18 protein-coding genes are annotated in these 18,537 nt (G+C 52.5%); 9 read left to right on the top strand and 9 right to left on the bottom strand.

What is annotated here, in order from left to right:
* Positions 1-404: 404 nt before the first annotated feature.
* Positions 405-977 carry a D-glycero-beta-D-manno-heptose 1,7-bisphosphate 7-phosphatase gene (gene gmhB, locus ACJHXB_RS05245; protein ID WP_001140178.1) on the bottom strand — a complete coding sequence of 191 codons (573 nt, stop codon included), beginning with the start codon at positions 975-977 and terminating at the stop codon, positions 405-407.
* Between the two features lie 187 nt (positions 978-1,164).
* On the opposite strand from gmhB, the gene metN reads away from it, so the two are divergent.
* The 7 genes from metN (at position 1,165) to ACJHXB_RS05210 (ending at position 7,629) form a co-directional block, all read left to right on the top strand.
* Complete coding sequence (gene metN, locus ACJHXB_RS05240) at positions 1,165-2,196, top strand: methionine ABC transporter ATP-binding protein MetN (RefSeq protein WP_000593994.1); 1,032 nt, start codon at positions 1,165-1,167, stop codon at positions 2,194-2,196.
* A complete protein-coding gene (locus ACJHXB_RS05235; protein ID WP_001294600.1) occupies positions 2,189-2,842 on the top strand; it encodes a methionine ABC transporter permease MetI in 654 nt (217 codons plus the stop codon). Before metN ends, ACJHXB_RS05235 begins: the two co-directional genes overlap by 8 nt.
* 39 nt (positions 2,843-2,881) lie before the next feature.
* Positions 2,882-3,697, top strand: coding sequence for a methionine ABC transporter substrate-binding lipoprotein MetQ (gene metQ / locus ACJHXB_RS05230; RefSeq protein ID WP_000874224.1), 816 nt, complete (start codon positions 2,882-2,884; stop codon positions 3,695-3,697).
* Between the two features lie 117 nt (positions 3,698-3,814).
* Positions 3,815-4,219 carry an Rcs stress response system protein RcsF gene (gene rcsF, locus ACJHXB_RS05225; protein ID WP_001202329.1) on the top strand — a complete coding sequence of 135 codons (405 nt, stop codon included), beginning with the start codon at positions 3,815-3,817 and terminating at the stop codon, positions 4,217-4,219.
* Positions 4,216-4,923 (top strand): tRNA (N6-threonylcarbamoyladenosine(37)-N6)-methyltransferase TrmO, encoded by a 708-nt coding sequence (tsaA, locus tag ACJHXB_RS05220; RefSeq protein WP_000093980.1) that lies wholly within the window; start codon positions 4,216-4,218, stop codon positions 4,921-4,923. Before rcsF ends, tsaA begins: the two co-directional genes overlap by 4 nt.
* A gap of 110 nt (positions 4,924-5,033) precedes the next feature.
* Positions 5,034-6,752 carry a proline--tRNA ligase gene (proS, locus tag ACJHXB_RS05215; protein ID WP_001260707.1) on the top strand — a complete coding sequence of 573 codons (1,719 nt, stop codon included), beginning with the start codon at positions 5,034-5,036 and terminating at the stop codon, positions 6,750-6,752.
* A 52-nt stretch (positions 6,753-6,804) separates the two neighbouring features.
* Positions 6,805-7,629: a YaeF family permuted papain-like enzyme gene (locus ACJHXB_RS05210; protein ID WP_001469015.1), complete on the top strand. Its 825-nt coding sequence runs from the start codon at positions 6,805-6,807 to the stop codon at positions 7,627-7,629.
* A 29-nt stretch (positions 7,630-7,658) separates the two neighbouring features.
* On the opposite strand, the gene nlpE is transcribed toward ACJHXB_RS05210, so the two are convergent.
* Genes nlpE through ACJHXB_RS05195 form a run of 3 tightly spaced genes read right to left on the bottom strand, consistent with a single transcriptional unit; the run spans position 7,659 to position 9,347 of the window.
* Positions 7,659-8,369, bottom strand: coding sequence for an envelope stress response activation lipoprotein NlpE (nlpE, locus tag ACJHXB_RS05205; RefSeq protein ID WP_000239194.1), 711 nt, complete (start codon positions 8,367-8,369; stop codon positions 7,659-7,661).
* 13 nt (positions 8,370-8,382) lie between these two features.
* Positions 8,383-8,805 carry an alternative ribosome rescue aminoacyl-tRNA hydrolase ArfB gene (gene arfB, locus ACJHXB_RS05200; protein ID WP_000635545.1) on the bottom strand — a complete coding sequence of 141 codons (423 nt, stop codon included), beginning with the start codon at positions 8,803-8,805 and terminating at the stop codon, positions 8,383-8,385.
* Complete coding sequence (locus tag ACJHXB_RS05195) at positions 8,802-9,347, bottom strand: YaeQ family protein (protein WP_001185309.1); 546 nt, start codon at positions 9,345-9,347, stop codon at positions 8,802-8,804. Before ACJHXB_RS05195 ends, arfB begins: the two co-directional genes overlap by 4 nt.
* Positions 9,348-9,512: 165 nt before the next feature.
* Between ACJHXB_RS05195 and ACJHXB_RS05190 the strand changes: the two genes are divergently transcribed.
* Both ACJHXB_RS05190 and rof read left to right on the top strand, forming a co-directional pair.
* The gene (locus ACJHXB_RS05190; protein WP_000417058.1) at positions 9,513-9,713 is read left to right on the top strand and encodes a YaeP family protein; all 201 of its coding nucleotides are present in this window, start codon (positions 9,513-9,515) and stop codon (positions 9,711-9,713) included.
* Positions 9,700-9,960: a Rho-binding antiterminator gene (gene rof, locus ACJHXB_RS05185; RefSeq protein WP_000062311.1), complete on the top strand. Its 261-nt coding sequence runs from the start codon at positions 9,700-9,702 to the stop codon at positions 9,958-9,960. Before ACJHXB_RS05190 ends, rof begins: the two co-directional genes overlap by 14 nt.
* Before the next feature lie 48 nt (positions 9,961-10,008).
* Here rof and tilS read toward each other — a convergent pair whose 3' ends face one another.
* The 5 genes from tilS to dnaE form a co-directional block, all read right to left on the bottom strand.
* Positions 10,009-11,307: a tRNA lysidine(34) synthetase TilS gene (gene tilS, locus ACJHXB_RS05180; protein WP_000176528.1), complete on the bottom strand. Its 1,299-nt coding sequence runs from the start codon at positions 11,305-11,307 to the stop codon at positions 10,009-10,011.
* Positions 11,308-11,371: 64 nt separating this feature from the next.
* On the bottom strand, positions 11,372-11,761 hold the full coding sequence (locus ACJHXB_RS05175; RefSeq protein WP_000901098.1) for a VOC family protein: 390 nt from the start codon (positions 11,759-11,761) through the stop codon (positions 11,372-11,374).
* 56 nt (positions 11,762-11,817) lie between these two features.
* Positions 11,818-13,959 carry a lysine decarboxylase LdcC gene (gene ldcC / locus ACJHXB_RS05170; RefSeq protein ID WP_001020990.1) on the bottom strand — a complete coding sequence of 714 codons (2,142 nt, stop codon included), beginning with the start codon at positions 13,957-13,959 and terminating at the stop codon, positions 11,818-11,820.
* A 98-nt stretch (positions 13,960-14,057) separates the two neighbouring features.
* Positions 14,058-15,017 (bottom strand): acetyl-CoA carboxylase carboxyl transferase subunit alpha, encoded by a 960-nt coding sequence (gene accA, locus ACJHXB_RS05165; protein WP_000055746.1) that lies wholly within the window; start codon positions 15,015-15,017, stop codon positions 14,058-14,060.
* A 12-nt stretch (positions 15,018-15,029) separates the two neighbouring features.
* Complete coding sequence (dnaE, locus tag ACJHXB_RS05160; protein WP_001294757.1) at positions 15,030-18,512, bottom strand: DNA polymerase III subunit alpha; 3,483 nt, start codon at positions 18,510-18,512, stop codon at positions 15,030-15,032.
* Positions 18,513-18,537: the final 25 nt, after the last annotated feature.

Genomic DNA, 18,537 nt, shown 5'->3' with positions numbered 1-18,537 from the left:
CCAGCGTTCAATCTGAGCCATGATCAAACTCTTCAATTTAAAAGTTTGATGCTCAAAGAATTAAACTTCGTAATGAATTACGTGTTCACTCTTGAGACTTGGTATTCATTTTTCGTCTTGCGACGTTAAGAATCCGTATCTTCGAGTGCCCACACAGATTGTCTGATAAATTGTTAAAGAGCAGTTGCGACGCAGCTTTCAGCTCACTGTCGCGAGGTGGCGTATATTACGCTTTCCTCTTTCAGAGTCAACCCTGAATTTCAGGATTTTTCTCTTCAACCGAACCGGCTGTTTGTGTGAAGTGATTCACATCTGCCGTGTCGATGGAGGCGCATTATAGGGAGTCGGCTCAGGAAGACAAGCGGAAAAATGCATTTTTATTTCAACCGCTCATCTTTTAATCATTACGCCGGTTTTTGCTGCTTTTTTATCGCTTGCGGCAGGTCTGCCAGGCTATTTAACACCCAATCCGCCGCGTTTTCTGCTTCAGGCGTAACAGGTTTACCCGTACGCACCAGCACTTTTGTTCCCACGTTCGCCGCAGCTGCTGCCTGCATATCTTCTAATTTATCGCCCACCATATAAGAAGCGGCCATATCAATATGCAAATAATCGCGTGCTGACAAAAGCATCCCCGGATGTGGTTTGCGGCAGTCGCAGACCTGGCGAAACTCTTCAACACTACCCTGCGGATGATGCGGGCAATAATAGATACCATCCAGATCGACATCTCGGTCCGCCAGCGACCAGTCCATCCACTCGGTCAGCGTTTCAAACTGTGCTTCAGTAAATTTACCGCGAGCAATGCCAGACTGGTTGGTGACTACCACCAGCGCAAAGCCCATTTTTTTTAGCTCGCGCATGGCGTCAATAACACCGTCGATAAATTCAAAGTTGTCGATCTCATGGACATAGCCGTGATCGACATTAATGGTGCCATCACGGTCAAGAAAAATTGCGGGTACGCTCTTCGCCACCTTTTATAGCTCCTTAATAAGGCATGTGACGCTAGTATCGCATGTTTCGACCAGCAAGAAAGTGCTCTTCGCATAAACCTGATTGATTTAGACGTCTGGATGCCTTAACATCCATTTCATTGACGGCGTTGCCCGTTCCAGGCATTCGAAATGCCACGACTAACTTAATGACGATAATAAATAATCAATGATAAAACTTTCGAATATCACCAAAGTGTTCCACCAGGGCACCCGCACCATCCAGGCGTTGAACAACGTCAGCCTGCATGTGCCAGCTGGACAAATTTATGGCGTTATCGGTGCCTCTGGCGCGGGTAAGAGTACGCTTATACGTTGTGTAAACCTGCTGGAGCGCCCAACCGAGGGTAGCGTGCTGGTCGATGGCCAGGAACTGACCACGCTGTCAGAATCCGAGCTGACCAAAGCTCGCCGCCAGATTGGTATGATTTTCCAGCATTTTAACCTGCTCTCTTCGCGTACTGTTTTTGGCAACGTGGCTCTGCCGCTGGAGCTGGACAACACACCGAAAGATGAGATCAAACGTCGCGTGACGGAATTGCTGTCATTGGTTGGTCTTGGCGATAAGCATGATAGCTACCCGTCGAATCTTTCCGGTGGGCAGAAACAGCGTGTGGCGATTGCCCGTGCGTTAGCCAGCAATCCCAAAGTATTGCTGTGTGATGAGGCCACCAGCGCGCTGGATCCGGCAACGACACGTTCTATTCTCGAACTGCTGAAAGACATCAACCGCCGTCTGGGTTTGACGATTCTGTTGATCACCCACGAAATGGACGTTGTGAAGCGCATTTGTGATTGCGTGGCGGTCATCAGCAATGGCGAACTGATCGAGCAGGACACGGTAAGTGAAGTGTTCTCGCATCCGAAAACGCCGCTGGCGCAGAAGTTTATTCAGTCGACCCTGCATCTGGATATCCCGGAAGATTACCAGGAACGTCTGCAAGCGGAGCCATTCACTGACTGCGTGCCGATGCTGCGTCTGGAGTTTACCGGTCAATCGGTCGATGCCCCACTGCTTTCTGAAACCGCGCGTCGTTTCAACGTCAACAACAACATTATTAGCGCGCAGATGGATTACGCCGGTGGCGTTAAGTTCGGCATCATGCTGACTGAAATGCACGGCACACAACAAGATACGCAAGCCGCCATTGCCTGGCTGCAGGAACACCATGTAAAAGTAGAGGTACTGGGTTATGTCTGAGCCGATGATGTGGCTGCTGGTTCGTGGCGTATGGGAAACGCTGGCAATGACCTTCGTATCCGGATTTTTTGGGTTTGTGATTGGTCTGCCGGTTGGCGTCCTGCTTTATGTCACGCGTCCGGGGCAAATTATTGCTAACGCGAAGCTGTATCGTACCGTTTCTGCGATTGTGAACATTTTCCGTTCTATCCCGTTCATTATCTTGCTGGTATGGATGATTCCGTTTACCCGAGTTATTGTCGGTACATCGATTGGTTTGCAGGCAGCGATTGTTCCGTTAACCGTTGGTGCAGCACCGTTTATTGCCCGTATGGTCGAGAACGCTCTGCTGGAGATCCCAACCGGGTTAATTGAAGCTTCCCGCGCAATGGGTGCCACGCCAATGCAGATCGTCCGTAAAGTGCTGTTACCGGAAGCGTTGCCGGGTCTGGTGAATGCGGCAACTATCACCCTGATTACCCTGGTCGGTTATTCCGCGATGGGTGGTGCAGTCGGTGCCGGTGGTTTAGGTCAGATTGGCTATCAGTATGGCTACATCGGCTACAACGCGACGGTGATGAATACGGTACTGGTATTGCTGGTCATTCTGGTTTATTTAATTCAGTTCGCAGGCGACCGCATCGTCCGGGCTGTCACTCGCAAGTAACGTTCAACACAACATAAATAATTGAAGAAGGAATAAGGTATGGCGTTCAAATTCAAAACCTTTGCGGCAGTGGGAGCCCTGATTGGATCACTGGCACTGGTAGGCTGCGGTCAGGATGAAAAAGATCCAAACCACATTAAAGTCGGCGTGATTGTTGGTGCCGAACAGCAGGTTGCAGAAGTCGCGCAGAAAGTTGCGAAAGACAAATATGGTCTGGACGTTGAGCTGGTAACCTTCAACGACTATGTTCTGCCAAACGAGGCATTGAGCAAAGGCGATATCGACGCCAACGCCTTCCAGCATAAACCGTACCTTGATCAGCAACTGAAAGATCGTGGCTACAAACTGGTCGCAGTAGGCAACACTTTTGTTTATCCGATTGCTGGTTACTCCAAGAAAATCAAATCACTGGATGAACTGCAGGATGGTTCGCAGGTTGCCGTGCCAAACGACCCAACTAACCTTGGCCGTTCTCTGCTGCTGCTGCAAAAAGTGGGCTTGATCAAACTGAAAGATGGTGTTGGCCTGCTGCCGACCGTTCTTGATGTTGTTGAGAACCCAAAAAATCTGAAAATTGTTGAGCTGGAAGCACCGCAGCTGCCGCGCTCTCTGGACGACGCGCAAATCGCTCTGGCAGTTATTAACACCACCTATGCCAGCCAGATTGGCCTGACTCCGGCGAAAGACGGTATCTTTGTCGAAGATAAAGACTCCCCGTATGTAAACCTGATCGTGACGCGTGAAGATAACAAAGACGCCGAGAACGTGAAGAAATTCGTCCAGGCTTATCAGTCTGACGAAGTTTACGAAGCAGCAAACAAAGTGTTTAACGGCGGCGCTGTTAAAGGCTGGTAATTTTTAGGCTGTTTCCACAATTTGTAATATCATTCAGGACGGGCGCTTGCCCGTCTTGTCATTTTTACAAGCTCCTGATTCAATATTGACGTTTTGATCATACATTGAGGAAATACTATGCGTGCTTTACCGATCTGTTTAGTAGCACTCATGCTAAGCGGCTGTTCCATGTTAAGCAGATCCCCTGTCGAACCCGTTCAAAGCACTGCACCCCAGCCGAAAGCGGAGCCTGCAAAACCGAAAGCGCCGCGCGCCACGCCGGTCCGAATTTATACCAATGCAGAAGAATTAGTCGGCAAACCGTTCCGCGATCTCGGTGAAGTCAGTGGCGATTCTTGCCAGGCCTCCAATCAGGACTCTCCGCCGAGCATTCCAACCGCACGCAAGCGGATGCAAATTAACGCCTCGAAAATGAAGGCCAATGCGGTATTACTGCATAGCTGCGAAGTCACCAGCGGTACGCCAGGCTGCTATCGTCAGGCTGTATGTATCGGTTCTGCGCTTAACATTACGGCGAAATGAGCAGTTTCCAGTTCGAGCAAATAGGCATTATTCGCTCGCCCTATAAAGAAAAATTCGCCGTTCCGCGCCAGCCAGGTCTGGTAAAAAGCGCCAACGGCGAACTGCATCTCATTGCTCCCTACAACCAGGCCGACGCCGTTCGCGGCCTGGAAGCGTTCAGCCATTTATGGATCCTTTTCGTCTTTCATCAAACGATGGAAGGCGGCTGGCGTCCGACTGTGCGTCCACCGCGCCTCGGCGGTAATGCCAGAATGGGTGTTTTCGCTACGCGCTCCACTTTCCGCCCTAACCCGATTGGTATGTCGCTGGTAGAGCTGAAAGAGGTTGTTTGCTATAAAGACAGCGTGATTCTGAAGCTCGGCAGTCTGGATCTGGTAGATGGGACGCCGGTGGTGGATATCAAACCGTATCTCCCCTTTGCCGAATCGCTTCCCGATGCCAGTGCCAGCTATGCGCAAAGTGCGCCAGCGGCAGAGATGGCGGTGAGCTTTACCGCAGAGGTCGAAAAGCAGCTTTTGACGCTAGAGAAGCGTTATCCGCAGTTAACGCTGTTTATCCGCGAAGTACTGGCGCAGGACCCGCGCCCGGCCTATCGTAAAGGTGAGGAAACGGGCAAAACCTATGCCGTCTGGCTGCATGATTTTAACGTTCGCTGGCGCGTCACCGACGCAGGTTTTGAAGTCTTTGCGCTGGAACTGCGTTAAATTCGCTCCCTTCTCTTTTGACATTTCTTTTGCACTGGTAAACTAAATCACTTTTTTTGTCCCAGGCTCGCCTTGAGCCTGTTCTACCTTCCAACTGGAACCGTAACAACATGCGTACTAGCCAATACCTGCTCTCCACTCTCAAGGAGACACCTGCCGACGCCGAGGTGATCAGCCATCAGCTGATGCTGCGCGCCGGGATGATCCGCAAGCTGGCCTCCGGGTTATATACCTGGCTGCCGACCGGCGTGCGCGTTCTGAAAAAAGTCGAAAACATCGTGCGTGAAGAGATGAACAACGCCGGTGCGATCGAGGTGTCGATGCCGGTGGTTCAGCCAGCCGATTTGTGGCAAGAGAGTGGTCGTTGGGAACAGTACGGTCCGGAACTGCTGCGTTTTGTTGACCGTGGCGAGCGTCCGTTCGTACTCGGCCCAACTCATGAAGAAGTTATTACAGACCTGATTCGTAACGAGCTGAGCTCTTACAAACAGCTGCCGCTGAACTTCTATCAGATCCAGACCAAGTTCCGCGACGAAGTGCGTCCGCGTTTCGGCGTCATGCGTTCCCGCGAATTCCTGATGAAAGATGCTTACTCTTTCCATACTTCTCAGGAATCCCTGCAGGAAACCTACGATGCAATGTATGCGGCCTACAGCAAAATCTTCAGCCGCATGGGGCTGGATTTCCGCGCCGTACAGGCCGACACCGGTTCTATCGGCGGTAGCGCCTCTCACGAATTCCAGGTGCTGGCGCAGAGCGGTGAAGACGATGTGGTCTTCTCCGACACCTCTGACTATGCAGCGAACATTGAACTGGCAGAAGCTATCGCGCCGAAAGAACCGCGCGCTGCTGCTACCCAGGAAATGACGCTGGTTGATACGCCGAACGCGAAAACCATCGCGGAACTGGTTGAACAGTTCAATCTGCCGATTGAGAAAACGGTGAAAACTCTGCTGGTTAAAGCGGTTGAAGGCAGTAGCTTCCCGCTAGTTGCGCTGCTGGTGCGTGGTGACCACGAGCTGAACGAAGTTAAAGCAGAAAAACTGCCGCAGGTTGCAAGCCCGCTGACTTTTGCGACTGAAGAAGAAATTCGTGCCGTGGTTAAAGCCGGTCCGGGTTCACTGGGTCCGGTAAACATGCCGATTCCGGTGGTGATTGACCGTACCGTTGCAGCGATGAGTGATTTCGCTGCTGGTGCTAACATCGATGGTAAACACTACTTCGGCATCAACTGGGATCGCGATGTCGCTACCCCAGAAATTGCTGATATCCGTAACGTGGTGGCGGGCGATCCAAGCCCGGATGGCCAGGGTACACTGCTGATCAAACGTGGTATCGAAGTTGGTCACATCTTCCAGCTGGGTACCAAGTACTCCGAAGCACTGAAAGCCTCCGTACAGGGTGAAGATGGTCGTAACCAAATCCTGACGATGGGTTGCTACGGTATCGGGGTAACGCGTGTAGTAGCTGCGGCGATTGAGCAGAACTACGACGAACGCGGCATCGTATGGCCTGACGCTATCGCGCCGTTCCAGGTGGCGATTCTGCCGATGAACATGCACAAATCCTTCCGCGTACAGGAACTGGCCGAGAAACTGTACAGCGAACTGCGTGCACAAGGTATCGAAGTGCTGCTGGATGACCGCAAAGAGCGTCCGGGCGTGATGTTTGCTGATATGGAACTGATCGGTATTCCGCACACTATTGTGCTGGGCGACCGTAACCTCGACAACGACGATATCGAATACAAATATCGTCGTAACGGCGAGAAACAGTTAATTAAGACAGGTGACATCGTCGATTATCTGGTGAAACAGATTAAAGGCTGATGCCAGAAAGGGTCCTGAATTTCAGGGCCCTTTTTTACATGGATTGTATAAAATGGATAAACCAAAGGCGCATTGCCGCCTGCTTCTCCCCAGCTTTCTTTTCCTTTCGGCCTGTACCGTAGATATCAGCCAGCCAGACTCATCAGCCACAGCGGTAGATGCCGGGGCGAAAACATGGGCAGTCAAATTCCAGCATCAAAGCTCTTTCACCGAACAATCAATAAAAGAAATAACGGAACCTGATCTCAAACCCGGCGATTTGCTGTTCTCCTCAAGCCTTGGGGTAACCTCATTTGGAATCCGCGTCTTCAGCACTTCCTCTGTGAGTCACGTTGCAATCTATCTGGGTGATAATAACGTTGCAGAAGCGACAGGTGCTGGCGTCCAGATTGTTTCCCTTAAAAAAGCCATGAAGCATAGTGATAAGCTTTTCGTCTTACGAGTACCGGATCTTACCCCGCAACAAGCCACAGAAATCACCGCGTTCGCCAACAAAATTAAAGATAGCGGTTACAACTATCGCGGCATTGTCGAATTTATTCCCTTTATGGTGACTCGCCAGATGTGCTCACTGAATCCGTTCTCCGAGGATTTTCGCCAACAGTGCGTCAGCGGCCTGGCGAAAGCGCAGTTAAGCGGTGTGGGCGAAGGAGACAAAAAATCGTGGTTTTGTTCGGAATTTGTCACTGATGCATTTGCCAAAGCCGGGCATCCGCTTACGCTGGCGCAATCAGGCTGGATTAGCCCTGCCGATCTGATGCATATGCGTACTGGCGATATCTCTGCGTTTAAACCAGAAACGCAGTTACAGTATGTTGGGCACCTGAAGCCAGGGATTTATATCAAGGCGGGTCGCTTTGTTGGACTGACTCAGTGATGAAAGCCGGAGAATGCTCCGGCTTTCAATTACTGCCCCAAACTACTGCAATCCTGGTTCGGGTAAAATTTACCTGCCGTATCGGGCGCTAATACTTTGGTTGGCGCACCGGTATCCGGATTAGCCTCAAGCGTAAAGTGACCTTCTACTGACAGTAACATCGGTTTTTCACTGTTACCGCGCGCAGCCAGGTAGCTACGCTCCAGCTCTGCATTATTCGCTACCATAAAACGTTTTCCGGTCGCGCAATCAGTGAAGGTCGCCGCATCAGCCATATAAAAATACATGCCCCGCAGGGTCATCGGCGTCATGGGTAAACTGGATTGTGCCGGTTCCAGCGTATAGTTGAACTGCGATTCAATCGGATTACCTTCACGATCGAGCATCTCCAGCGCATCTCCTTTCGCCCGATAATATGACTTTTCACCTTTGCTGTCGGTTAATACCAGCTTGTCAGCGGTTCGCGCCCATGTACCGTAGGAAGCGAAAGAGGAAGGCTCTTCACGCGCACCAAGATAGCGCTCATTCATCACCCAGGTTCCGTCTTTTTCGAGGAACAGAGAGGTTTCGATTCCTTCGCAATCAGCACACGGCAGCACGCCGCGCCAACTTTGCGGCATCGGTTTCAGTTCGGCAGCCTGTGCCGGAGAAAGCGTATCGACTTCGGCCCGATTATTACATCCCATCAGAGTAAAGAGGCTGATTACAGCCATCGCTGTCACTATCGCTTTTTTCACCATCCATTCCTTCTTTTTATTCCCGACCGCTGCGCACTTTGCCGCGCATCGCCTTCACGCTTGATTTTTGTGCTTTCGATGCCAGCCTGCGCTCTTTTGATGCGCGGGTGGGCCGCGTGGGTCGTCGGGCTTTTTGTTCTGTTGTTAAATCTTTAATCACTGCCACCAGCCGGGCCAGAGCCGCTTCGCGGTTCAGTTCCTGACTGCGGTATTCCTGTGCCTTAATGACAATCACCCCATCACTGCTGATCAAGTGATGGCTGGCGGCGAGCAGACGTTCTTTGTAATACTCTGGCAGGCTGGACGCCCGAATGTCAAAACGCAGATGAATAGCCGTTGAGGTCTTATTAACATGCTGCCCGCCCGCGCCCTGCGCACGAATGGCGGTGATCTCAAGCTCACCATCGGGGATAGCAACATGTCGGGAAATCACAATCATGAAGGTTGTTGCCAAGCGGTTAAGTTCACTTCCAGATTATTCTTATCATCCGATAACCAGATCACGCCATCCTGAATCGTTGCCTGCAGCGTCATGGTACGATCGGCAAAGGCGCTTACTTTCGCCAGTTGTTCATCGTCCAGATACCAGATGGAAAGATTGGAAAACTGCGCGCATTTGCTCTGATTTTGCTGCCACCAGATTTGCGCCGCCCGACTATTATAGGCAAACAGCGCCACTTCTGCGGCCTGGGTGCAGGCTTTCTTAATCCGTCGCTCATCCGGCAGCCCCAGCTCGATCCACAAATCAATGCCCAAATGATCGTTACGCAGCCACGCTTCCGGCTCATCATCGGCACACAAACCACGGGTAAATTGCAGACGTTCATCAGCATATTTCAGCCACGCCAGCAGGCGCAGCATCATGCGCTCCTGGGTTTCTGAAGGGTGGCGCGCCAGCGTCAGAGAGGCATCGAGAAACTGGTTGCGGTCGACATCGGCCACATTAACCGTCGCTTTATAAATTGTCGCTTTAAGCGCCATAAGAAAACTCCTTTCGAATCAGGAGGCCATTGTAACGGAATACGTGCAGTTGCGGCGCTGATATTGCAGAAATGAGTGTGGTATAGTCACCTTGCGAAACAGAGTTTATCTTCGTAGGCTTAGACTTGCATCCACGGTTAAGTCAGAGTGCTGACAGGAGGGCATGTGGAAAAATATTGTGAGTTAATACGCAAGCGGTACGCGGAAATCGCCAGCGGAGACTTAGGATACGTTCCGGACGCGCTGGGCTGCGTTTTGAAAGTGCTGAATGAAATGGCTGCCGACGACGCCCTTTCTGAGGCTGTCAGGGAAAAAGCAGCATACGCTGCGGCAAACTTACTGGTGAGCGATTATGTCAATGAATGATACGTATCAACCAATCAATTGTGATGATTACGATAATCTTGAGCTCGCCTGCCAGCATCATTTAATGCTGACACTTGAGCTGAAAGATGGCGAAAAATTGCAGGCGAAGGCCAGCGATTTAGTCTCCCGCAAAAATGTGGAGTATCTGGTCGTCGAGGCCGCTGGTGCAACCCGCGAGCTGCGTCTGGATAAAATTACCAGCTTTAGCCACCCGGAAATCGGTACGGTGGTGGTGAGCGAGTCCTGATTGACTTTCGCCGGATGCGACGTTTGAAGCGTCTTATCCGGCTTTCACTTAACTAAGCGTTCTATTCCAGATAAAACTTACGCCATTCTCACCTTCAGCCACACCTTCTTGCGTCATAAATACCCCTGCCGCCGCAATCAACGTTTCGCCATAAAACAGCAGTGGCGTGGTGTCACGTAGCCACGGCGGCACGCCCAGCTCCTGCCAGATTTTCTTCAGCTTACGTCCGCCGTTGCGCCCGATAATATGCAGCAATCCTGGCGCTTTGAAACGCACGCTGACCGCTTCGTCTGCACGAGGAGGGCGAATATCGCCTCCCGCAGTAAGCTGTACACTTCCCAGCCCCGCCGGTAATTCCAGCGGTTGTAGCCACGTCTGCCACGGCACAATGGTTTCGCTTTGCCCGGCAACGGATTTAATCCACCACAGTTGCGACTGATAGCGGCGGATTTCAAACGCGCCCAGGCGTAAACAGGGGGAAGCATCTTCCCGCGCCAGCGCCACTTCCTGCCAGATCCTCACCAACGCGTCGCGGGAAGGCATCGGTGCATTCTTCCCTGCCAGCCAGCGGCGGATAATCGCCGCGCGGCGGGCATCACTCATCGCCAGCATTGGCGCAATCTGCAGCGTCCCCTGCGACGTTTGACAGTGCGCTATATCATCCGCCAGCAGTTCATCTAACAGGCTCTCTTGTTCAGCGCAAAGCGCAGCGCTGCGGGCCGTTGCTTCGGCAAAATGCGGCCAACGCTGCTGCAATAACGGCACCACGCGCAGGCGCAGGAAGTTACGATCGTAGCTATCATCCTGATTACTTTCGTCTTCAATCCAGCGTAAACCATGCGCCAACGCCCACTGCTCCAGTTCCCCCCGCGTGCGGGCAAGCAACGGGCGGATAAGCCGTGTTCCGGCAAACTCCGAAACTTCCGCCATAGCCGAAAGCCCGGCAGGGCCGCTACCGCGTTTTAGCGCCAGCAGAAAGGTTTCACATTGATCGTCGAGATGTTGCGCTGTAACCAGCACTTCACCGGGCAACAAGGTGCGGGCAAATGCCTGATAACGTGCCTGCCGCGCCTGGGCCTCAATACCTAGCCCCTCTTGCGCAAGTTGCACGCGCTCGACCACCAGCGGCACCTGCCATTGTTGGCAGATGTTCTCGCAATGCCTAACCCAGGCGTCGGCATTGGCACTTAAACCGTGATGCACATGGATAGCGCGCAGAGTGACGCCCGGATTTTCCGCCCGCCACTGCACCAACTGATGCAGCAGAACGGTAGAGTCAAGCCCGCCGCTAAAGGCCACCAGAATCTGGCGTGAGGTGAGAAGTTGTCTATTGAGCGTGAGTGTCATGATGGTGCGATTTTACAGTAGCAATGCCCGGCACGTTACCGGGCAAATGCGGCGATGACAAGCCTTACTGCTCATACAGTTCCAACGGCAGCCCGTCCGGATCGTTAAAGAACGTGAAGCGTTTTTGCGTGTATGGATCGACACGGATGGCTTCACACTTCACGTTATGGCTTTCAAGGTGCGCCACTGCCGCATCGATATCATCAACGCTAAAAGCCAGATGACGCAGGCCGCAAGCTTCCGGTCGGCTGGGGCGCTCCGGCGGGAACGGAAATGAGAAAAGCTCAATCACATATTGCCCATTAAGCGCCAAATCCCCTTTCCACGAGTCGCGCGCTTCGCGATAGACTTCGCTTTGCAGCGTGAAACCAAGAATATCGCAGTAGAAAGCTTTGCTCACCGCATAATCCGTCGCAATAATCGCAATATGGTGAACCTGTTTTAAACCCAGCATAACGTCTCCTTTATTTGTTAACAGCACGTTACTCGCCCGGAAGCCGCTCTGGCAAGTTATCCCGCCATTTTTAGGACTCGTACGCGGTAAACGCCGTCTTCGTCCTGTTTCGCGCCGTGAATATCCGTTTCAAAACCGGGGTAATGTTGCCCTACGGAACAAAGCATCAGCAGAAAATCGAGTACTGTGCGGCTCTCTTTGGTCAGCATTTCTCCTGGCATCAGCAGCGGTACGCCCGGTGGATAAGGCAGGATCATATTTGCCGACACCCTACCAACCAGTTGTTCTAGCGCAATGGTTTCTACTTCGCCTTTAATCTGCCTCTGCCATGCCTGATGTGGCGTCATGATCATCTCCGGCAAGGTATCGAATGCCCGCAACATCAAACCGGGAAGATCGTGTTTACGAATCAGCTTATGGATCCCTTGCGCCAGATCCTGAATACGCATATTGCGGTAGAAATCGGGATCTTCTGCATAGAGATCGGGTAGCATATTTTTGATCCGCAGGTTGAGATCGTAAGAGCGTTTGAATTCCGTCAACCCACGCAATAATCCCATTACCTTGGTTTTATCGATGCCAATACTAAAAAGAAACAGCAGGTTATACGGGCCGGTTTTCTCTACTACGATCCCACGTTCGTCGAGGAATTTTGCCACCAGCGCCGCCGGGATCCCCTCCTCGCTCATATTGCCCTGCTCGTCCATCCCCGGTGTCAAAATAGTGACTTTAACCGGATCGAGAAACATATGATCGGCATCCGCATCGTTAAAGCCGTGCCACCGTTCGCCTGGCGCAACGGGCCAGCATTCGGCTTCATCCACCTGCGGCGGTTGCCAGATATCAAAAAACCAGCCGTCAGACTCTTCCCGCAGCCGCTGGACCTCTTTGCGAAAATGCAGAGCTCGTTCTACTGAACGGTTAATCAGCCGTTTGCCTGGATTACCACGCAGCATCGCCGCCGCCGTCTCAACCGAAGCAACAATGGGATAACTGGGCGAGGTGGTGGTATGCATCATAAAGGCTTCGTTAAACGCCTCTTCGTCATACTCACCTTTAATGTGGATCAGCGAAGCCTGCGATAACGCCGCCAGCATTTTGTGGGTCGATTGCGTTTCGAAGATCACTTTTCCCGCAACGCGCTCGCCGCTCATACCACTTTTACCCTGGTAGATCGGATGAAAATGGGTGTACGGCACCCAGGCGGAATCGAAGTGGATCGAAGGGACATCCAGCGTCTGTTTGATCCAGTCGGTGTTGTAGAGCAAGCCATCATAGGTTGAGTTGGTGATCACCGCATGAACCGGCCATTGTGCTTGCGTGGTGGCAGCGACTTTCTCTTCGATACTGTCGCGAGAAAATTCACGGCGCGGGATCCCACCAAGAATCCCCAACGCATTACGCGTCGGTTTCAGCCAGACTGGCACTACATCGTTCATCATCAACAGATGCGCCAGCGATTTATGACAATTGCGGTCAATTAACAGCGTACTGCCGGACGGCGCGGCGTACATACCCACAATTTTGTTCGACGTCGATGTTCCGTTGGTAACGATATAACTCTGTTCCGCGTCAAAAGTCCGCGCGATGTACTCTTCTGCTTCCAGGTGTGGCCCGGTGTGGTCGAGCAACGAACCAAGCTCGGTAACCGAAATAGAGACATCAGCCTTAAGAGTATTCCCGCCGAAAAAATCATAAAACAGACAGCCAACCGGGCTTTTTTGATATGCGGTGCCGCCCATATGACCCGGCGTACAAAAGGTGTACTTCCGCTCTTTGACGTAGGTAAACAAGGCTTTCGTGAACGGCGGTGTAATGTTATCAAGATATTCGTTGGTGTACTGACGCATACGAATGGCGATATCTTCCGCCTGCCCCAGCGCATATTCAAAAAACCAGAGCGCCATCCGCATATCCTGCACGCTGACATCCATCGTCGAGTGGGTGTTGATGAAGGCATAAAGCGGGAGATATTCATTAAGCTGATTGATATCGCTACATAAATCGAGACTGTACTCATCCCAGTCAAAAATCACGCCGCAAATTCGAGGGTTATGTTCGATAAATTTCAGCAAATCAACGCTGTTTTGTGGCCAGATAATCTGAAAGCCTTGCGCCACCAGCGCCGACTCCAGTTCTTTGATGGGCTCATCTTTATAAAAGACGCCATGCGGTCCCATAATGGCAATGATGTTCATGTGTTCCTCCTGGAAAATCCTTCCTTAATCATAGCCTGCTCAAACCGTGGCGATAAAAAAGGGCCACCGAAGTGACCCTTTTTCAGAACTTTTGCGAATTATGCGTAACCGTAGCTCATCAGGCGCTGATAACGACGATTTTTTAAATCTTCAGTGCTTAACACGTCGAGATCGGCCAGATCCGCCAGCAGTTGCGCTTTCAACGATGCAGCCATCGCTTCCGGGTTACGATGAGCGCCGCCCAGCGGTTCCGGGATGATGGAGTCGATCAGTTTCAGCTCTTTCAGACGCGGAGCGATGATACCCATCGCTTCAGCCGCCAGCGGCGCTTTGTCGGCGCTCTTCCACAGAATGGACGCACAACCTTCCGGCGAGATAACGGAATAGGTGCTGTATTGCAGCATATTCACTTTATCGCCCACGCCAATCGCCAGCGCGCCGCCAGAACCACCTTCACCGATAACGGTACAAATAGTCGGTACGCTAAGGCGAGACATTTCACGCAGGTTGCGTGCAATGGCTTCAGACTGACCGCGCTCTTCTGCGCCCACGCCCGGATAAGCCCCCGGGGTGTCGATAAAGGTGATGATTGGCATCTTAAAGCGTTCAGCCATTTGCATCAGACGCAGTGCTTTGCGGTAACCTTCTGGCGCTGGCATACCAAAGTTACGGCGAATTTTTTCTTTGGTTTCACGACCTTTTTGATGACCAATGATCATCACCGGACGACCATCGAGACGGGCGATACCACCGACGATAGCTTTATCGTCTGCATACGCGCGGTCGCCAGCCAGTTCGTCAAATTCATCAAATGCCAGGCGAACGTAATCCAGGGTATAAGGACGCTGTGGATGGCGTGCCAGTTGCGCAATCTGCCATGCACCGAGATCGGCGAAGATTTTACGCGTCAGTTCTACGCTTTTTTCACGCAGACGATGCACTTCTTCATCGATGTTAATATCCAGTTTCTCATCCTGACGGCTAACCGCAGTCAGAGAATCGATTTTCGCTTCCAGCTCTGCAATCGGCTGTTCAAAATCAAGGAAATTCAGACTCATAGTATTCCTGTATTAGTCAAACTCCAGTTCCACCTGCTCCGAACCAATGAGGCCACGGAGATCGTTTAATAAACGATCGCTCGGAGAGACACGCCACGTCGCGCCAAAACGCAACCGCGCGCGTGCATCCGCCCTCTGATAGTAGAGATGTACTGGAATTGTCCCAGAGCGGTGGGGTTCCAGAGACTGACGGAGTCGGTTTAAAAGCTGGTCATCAATTTGCCTGTCCGTCAGCGAGATAGCAAGCCCGCGAGCATATTTTTCCCGGGCTTCGTCAATATCCATCACTTCGCGAGCGGTCATTTTAAGCCCACCGCTGAAGTCATCAAAGCTGACCTGTCCGCTGACGATAAGTATGCGGTCTTTTTCCAGCAATTGCTGGTATTTATCCAGGGCGTCAGTAAACAACATCACTTCCAGCCGCCCGGAACGGTCATCCAGCGTGCAGATACCGATACGATTGCCGCGCTTGGTGACCATAACCCGCGCGGCAACAACGAGCCCCGCAGCCGTGATGACTTTACCACGTTCTGTCGGGTGCATGTCTTTCAGCCTTACGCCTCCGACATAACGCTCAATCTCTTTTAAATACTGGTTGATAGGGTGTCCCGTCAGGTACAGACCTAACGTTTCACGTTCCCCATCTAACACCACCTGCTCCGGCCACGGTTGGCAGCTGGCGTAGGATTGTTCAATTTGTTCCGGCTCTTCGGCCAGCACGCCGAACATATCGGCCTGACCGATAGCTTCCGCTTTCGCGTGTTGATCTGCCGCTTTTAACGCATCGCCCAGCGAGTTCATCAGCGCCGCGCGGTGTGGCCCAAGACGGTCAAACGCCCCGGACATGATCAGTTTTTCCAGCACCCGCCGGTTTAACTTTTTGGTGTCGGTTCGGGCGCAGAGATCAAACAGTTCGCGGAAGTAGCCGCCTTTATTGCGGGCTTCGATGATGGCCTCAATCGGACCTTCACCGACCCCTTTGATCGCGCCAATACCATACACGATTTCGCCGTCGTCGTTGACGTGGAAATGGTAAAGACCGGAGTTTATATCCGGCGGCAGGATTTTCAGCCCCATCCGCCAGCACTCATCCACCAAGCCCACCACCTTCTCGGTGTTGTCCATATCGGCGGTCATTACCGCCGCCATAAACTCCGCCGGATAGTGCGCTTTCAGCCATAACGTTTGATATGACACCAAAGCATAGGCCGCAGAGTGCGATTTGTTAAATCCGTAACCAGCGAATTTCTCCACCAGGTCGAAGATTTTCATCGCCAGTTCGGCGTTGATTCCGTTCTTTTCTGCACCTTCAGCAAATACAGAACGCTGCTTAGCCATCTCTTCCGGCTTTTTCTTACCCATCGCACGACGCAGCATATCCGCGCCACCGAGGGTATAACCAGAAAGCACCTGCGCAATCTGCATGACCTGTTCCTGATACAGGATGATGCCGTAGGTTGGCTCCAGTACCGGTTTCAGGCTTTCATGCTGCCACTGTACGTCCGGATAGGAGATCTCTTCGCGACCATGTTTACGGTCGATAAAGTTATCCACCATCCCTGACTGCAACGGACCAGGGCGGAACAGTGCCACCAGTGCGATCATATCTTCGAAGCAGTCAGGTTGCAGACGCTTGATCAGGTCTTTCATACCGCGCGATTCAAGCTGGAATACCGCCGTGGTTTCCGAGCGTTGCAGCATGTCGAAGCTTTTCTTATCATCCAGCGGGATCGCGGCGATATCCAGCGGCGGCTCGCCATTCTTCGCCCGCCGCTTGTTGATCATCTCCAGCGCCCAGTTGATGATGGTGAGCGTACGCAAACCAAGGAAGTCGAACTTCACCAGTCCGGCGTATTCAACGTCGCTTTTATCAAACTGGGTGACCGGATGTTTGCCCTCTTCATCGCAGTAAAGCGGCGCAAAATCGGTAATTTTGGTCGGTGCGATAACCACCCCACCGGCGTGCTTACCGGCGTTACGGGTGACCCCTTCCAGTTTGCGCGCCATGTCGATCAGCGCCTTAACTTCTTCATCCGCTTCGTAGATTTCCGGCAGCTGCGGCTCGGCTTCAAACGCTTTCGCCAGCGTCATCCCCGGATCGGGCGGGATCAGTTTCGAGATACGATCGACAAAGCCGTACGGATGCCCCAGCACGCGACCTACGTCGCGGATCACCGCTTTCGCCGCCATCGTACCGAAGGTGATGATCTGCGATACCGCATCACGACCGTACATGTCCGCCACGTGTTCGATAACCTGATCGCGTTTCTCCATACAGAAGTCAACGTCAAAGTCAGGCATGGAGACACGTTCCGGGTTAAGGAAACGTTCGAACAGCAGGTCAAATTCCAGCGGATCAAGGTCGGTGATTTTCAGCGCGTAGGCCACCAGTGAACCCGCACCGGAGCCACGGCCTGGCCCTACCGGTACGCCGTTATCTTTCGACCACTGGATAAATTCCATAACGATGAGGAAGTAGCCCGGGAAGCCCATCTGGTTGATAACCTGAAGTTCAGTCTCCAGACGTTCGTCATATTCCGGGCGGCGCTTAAGACGTTCTTCCTCATCAGGGAATAAAAAGGCCAGACGCTCTTCCAGGCCTTCTTTTGCACGCTTGACCAGATAATCTTCGGTGCTCATGTCCCCGGTCGGGAACTGCGGCAGGAAGTATTCACCAAGACGCACAGTTACGTTACAGCGTTTGGCGATCTCAACGGTGTTGGCAAGGGCTTCGGGGATGTCGGCAAACAGCTCGCACATCTCCTCTTCGCTACGCATATATTGCTGCGGCGAATAGTTACGCGGGCGTTTAGGATCATCTAGGGTAAAGCCGTCGTGGATTGCGACGCGGATTTCGTGTGCGTCAAAGTCGCTGCTGTCGATAAAGCGCACGTCGTTGGTCGCCACGACGGGCAAACCGCGCGCTTCCGCCAGTTCCACCGCAGCGTGCAGATAGCTTTCTTCGTCCGGCCTTCCGGTGCGGATCAGCTCGAGAAAATAGCGATCCGGGAAGTGTTCTTCATAAAACGCGACACACTCATCTACCAGCGCGCTGTTACCACGCAAAAGACTGCGCCCGACGTCGCCCATGCGCCCGCCGGAAAGAAGGATCAAACCTTCATTTAATTCGATAAGCCAGTCGCGATCGATGATCGGCCCGGCGGCACCGTACCCGCGCTGATACGCTTTTGAGATCAGCAACGTCAGATTCTGATAGCCGGTATTGTTCGCCGCCAGCACCGTCAGGTGGGTTAACTCATCACCCAGCAGGTCGCACTGGACGTTAAAATCCGCCCCGACGATGGGCTTAATCCCTGCGCCATGTCCCGCTCCGTAGAACTTCACCAGACCGCAAAGGTTGGTGAAATCGGTGATCGCCAGTGCTGGCATACCCAACGCCGCCGCCTTTTTTACCAGCGGTGCGGTTTTGGCCAGGCCATCGATCATCGAGTAGTCGCTGTGCACCCGCAGGTGTACGAAACGTGGTTCAGACATCTTCAGATTCCGGTTTACTTAATCT

The organism is Escherichia sp. WS3227_2 (genome assembly GCF_046486495.1).
Classification (GTDB): Bacteria; Pseudomonadota; Gammaproteobacteria; order Enterobacterales; family Enterobacteriaceae; genus Escherichia; species Escherichia coli.
This window is presented reverse-complemented; position numbering and strand designations above follow the sequence as displayed.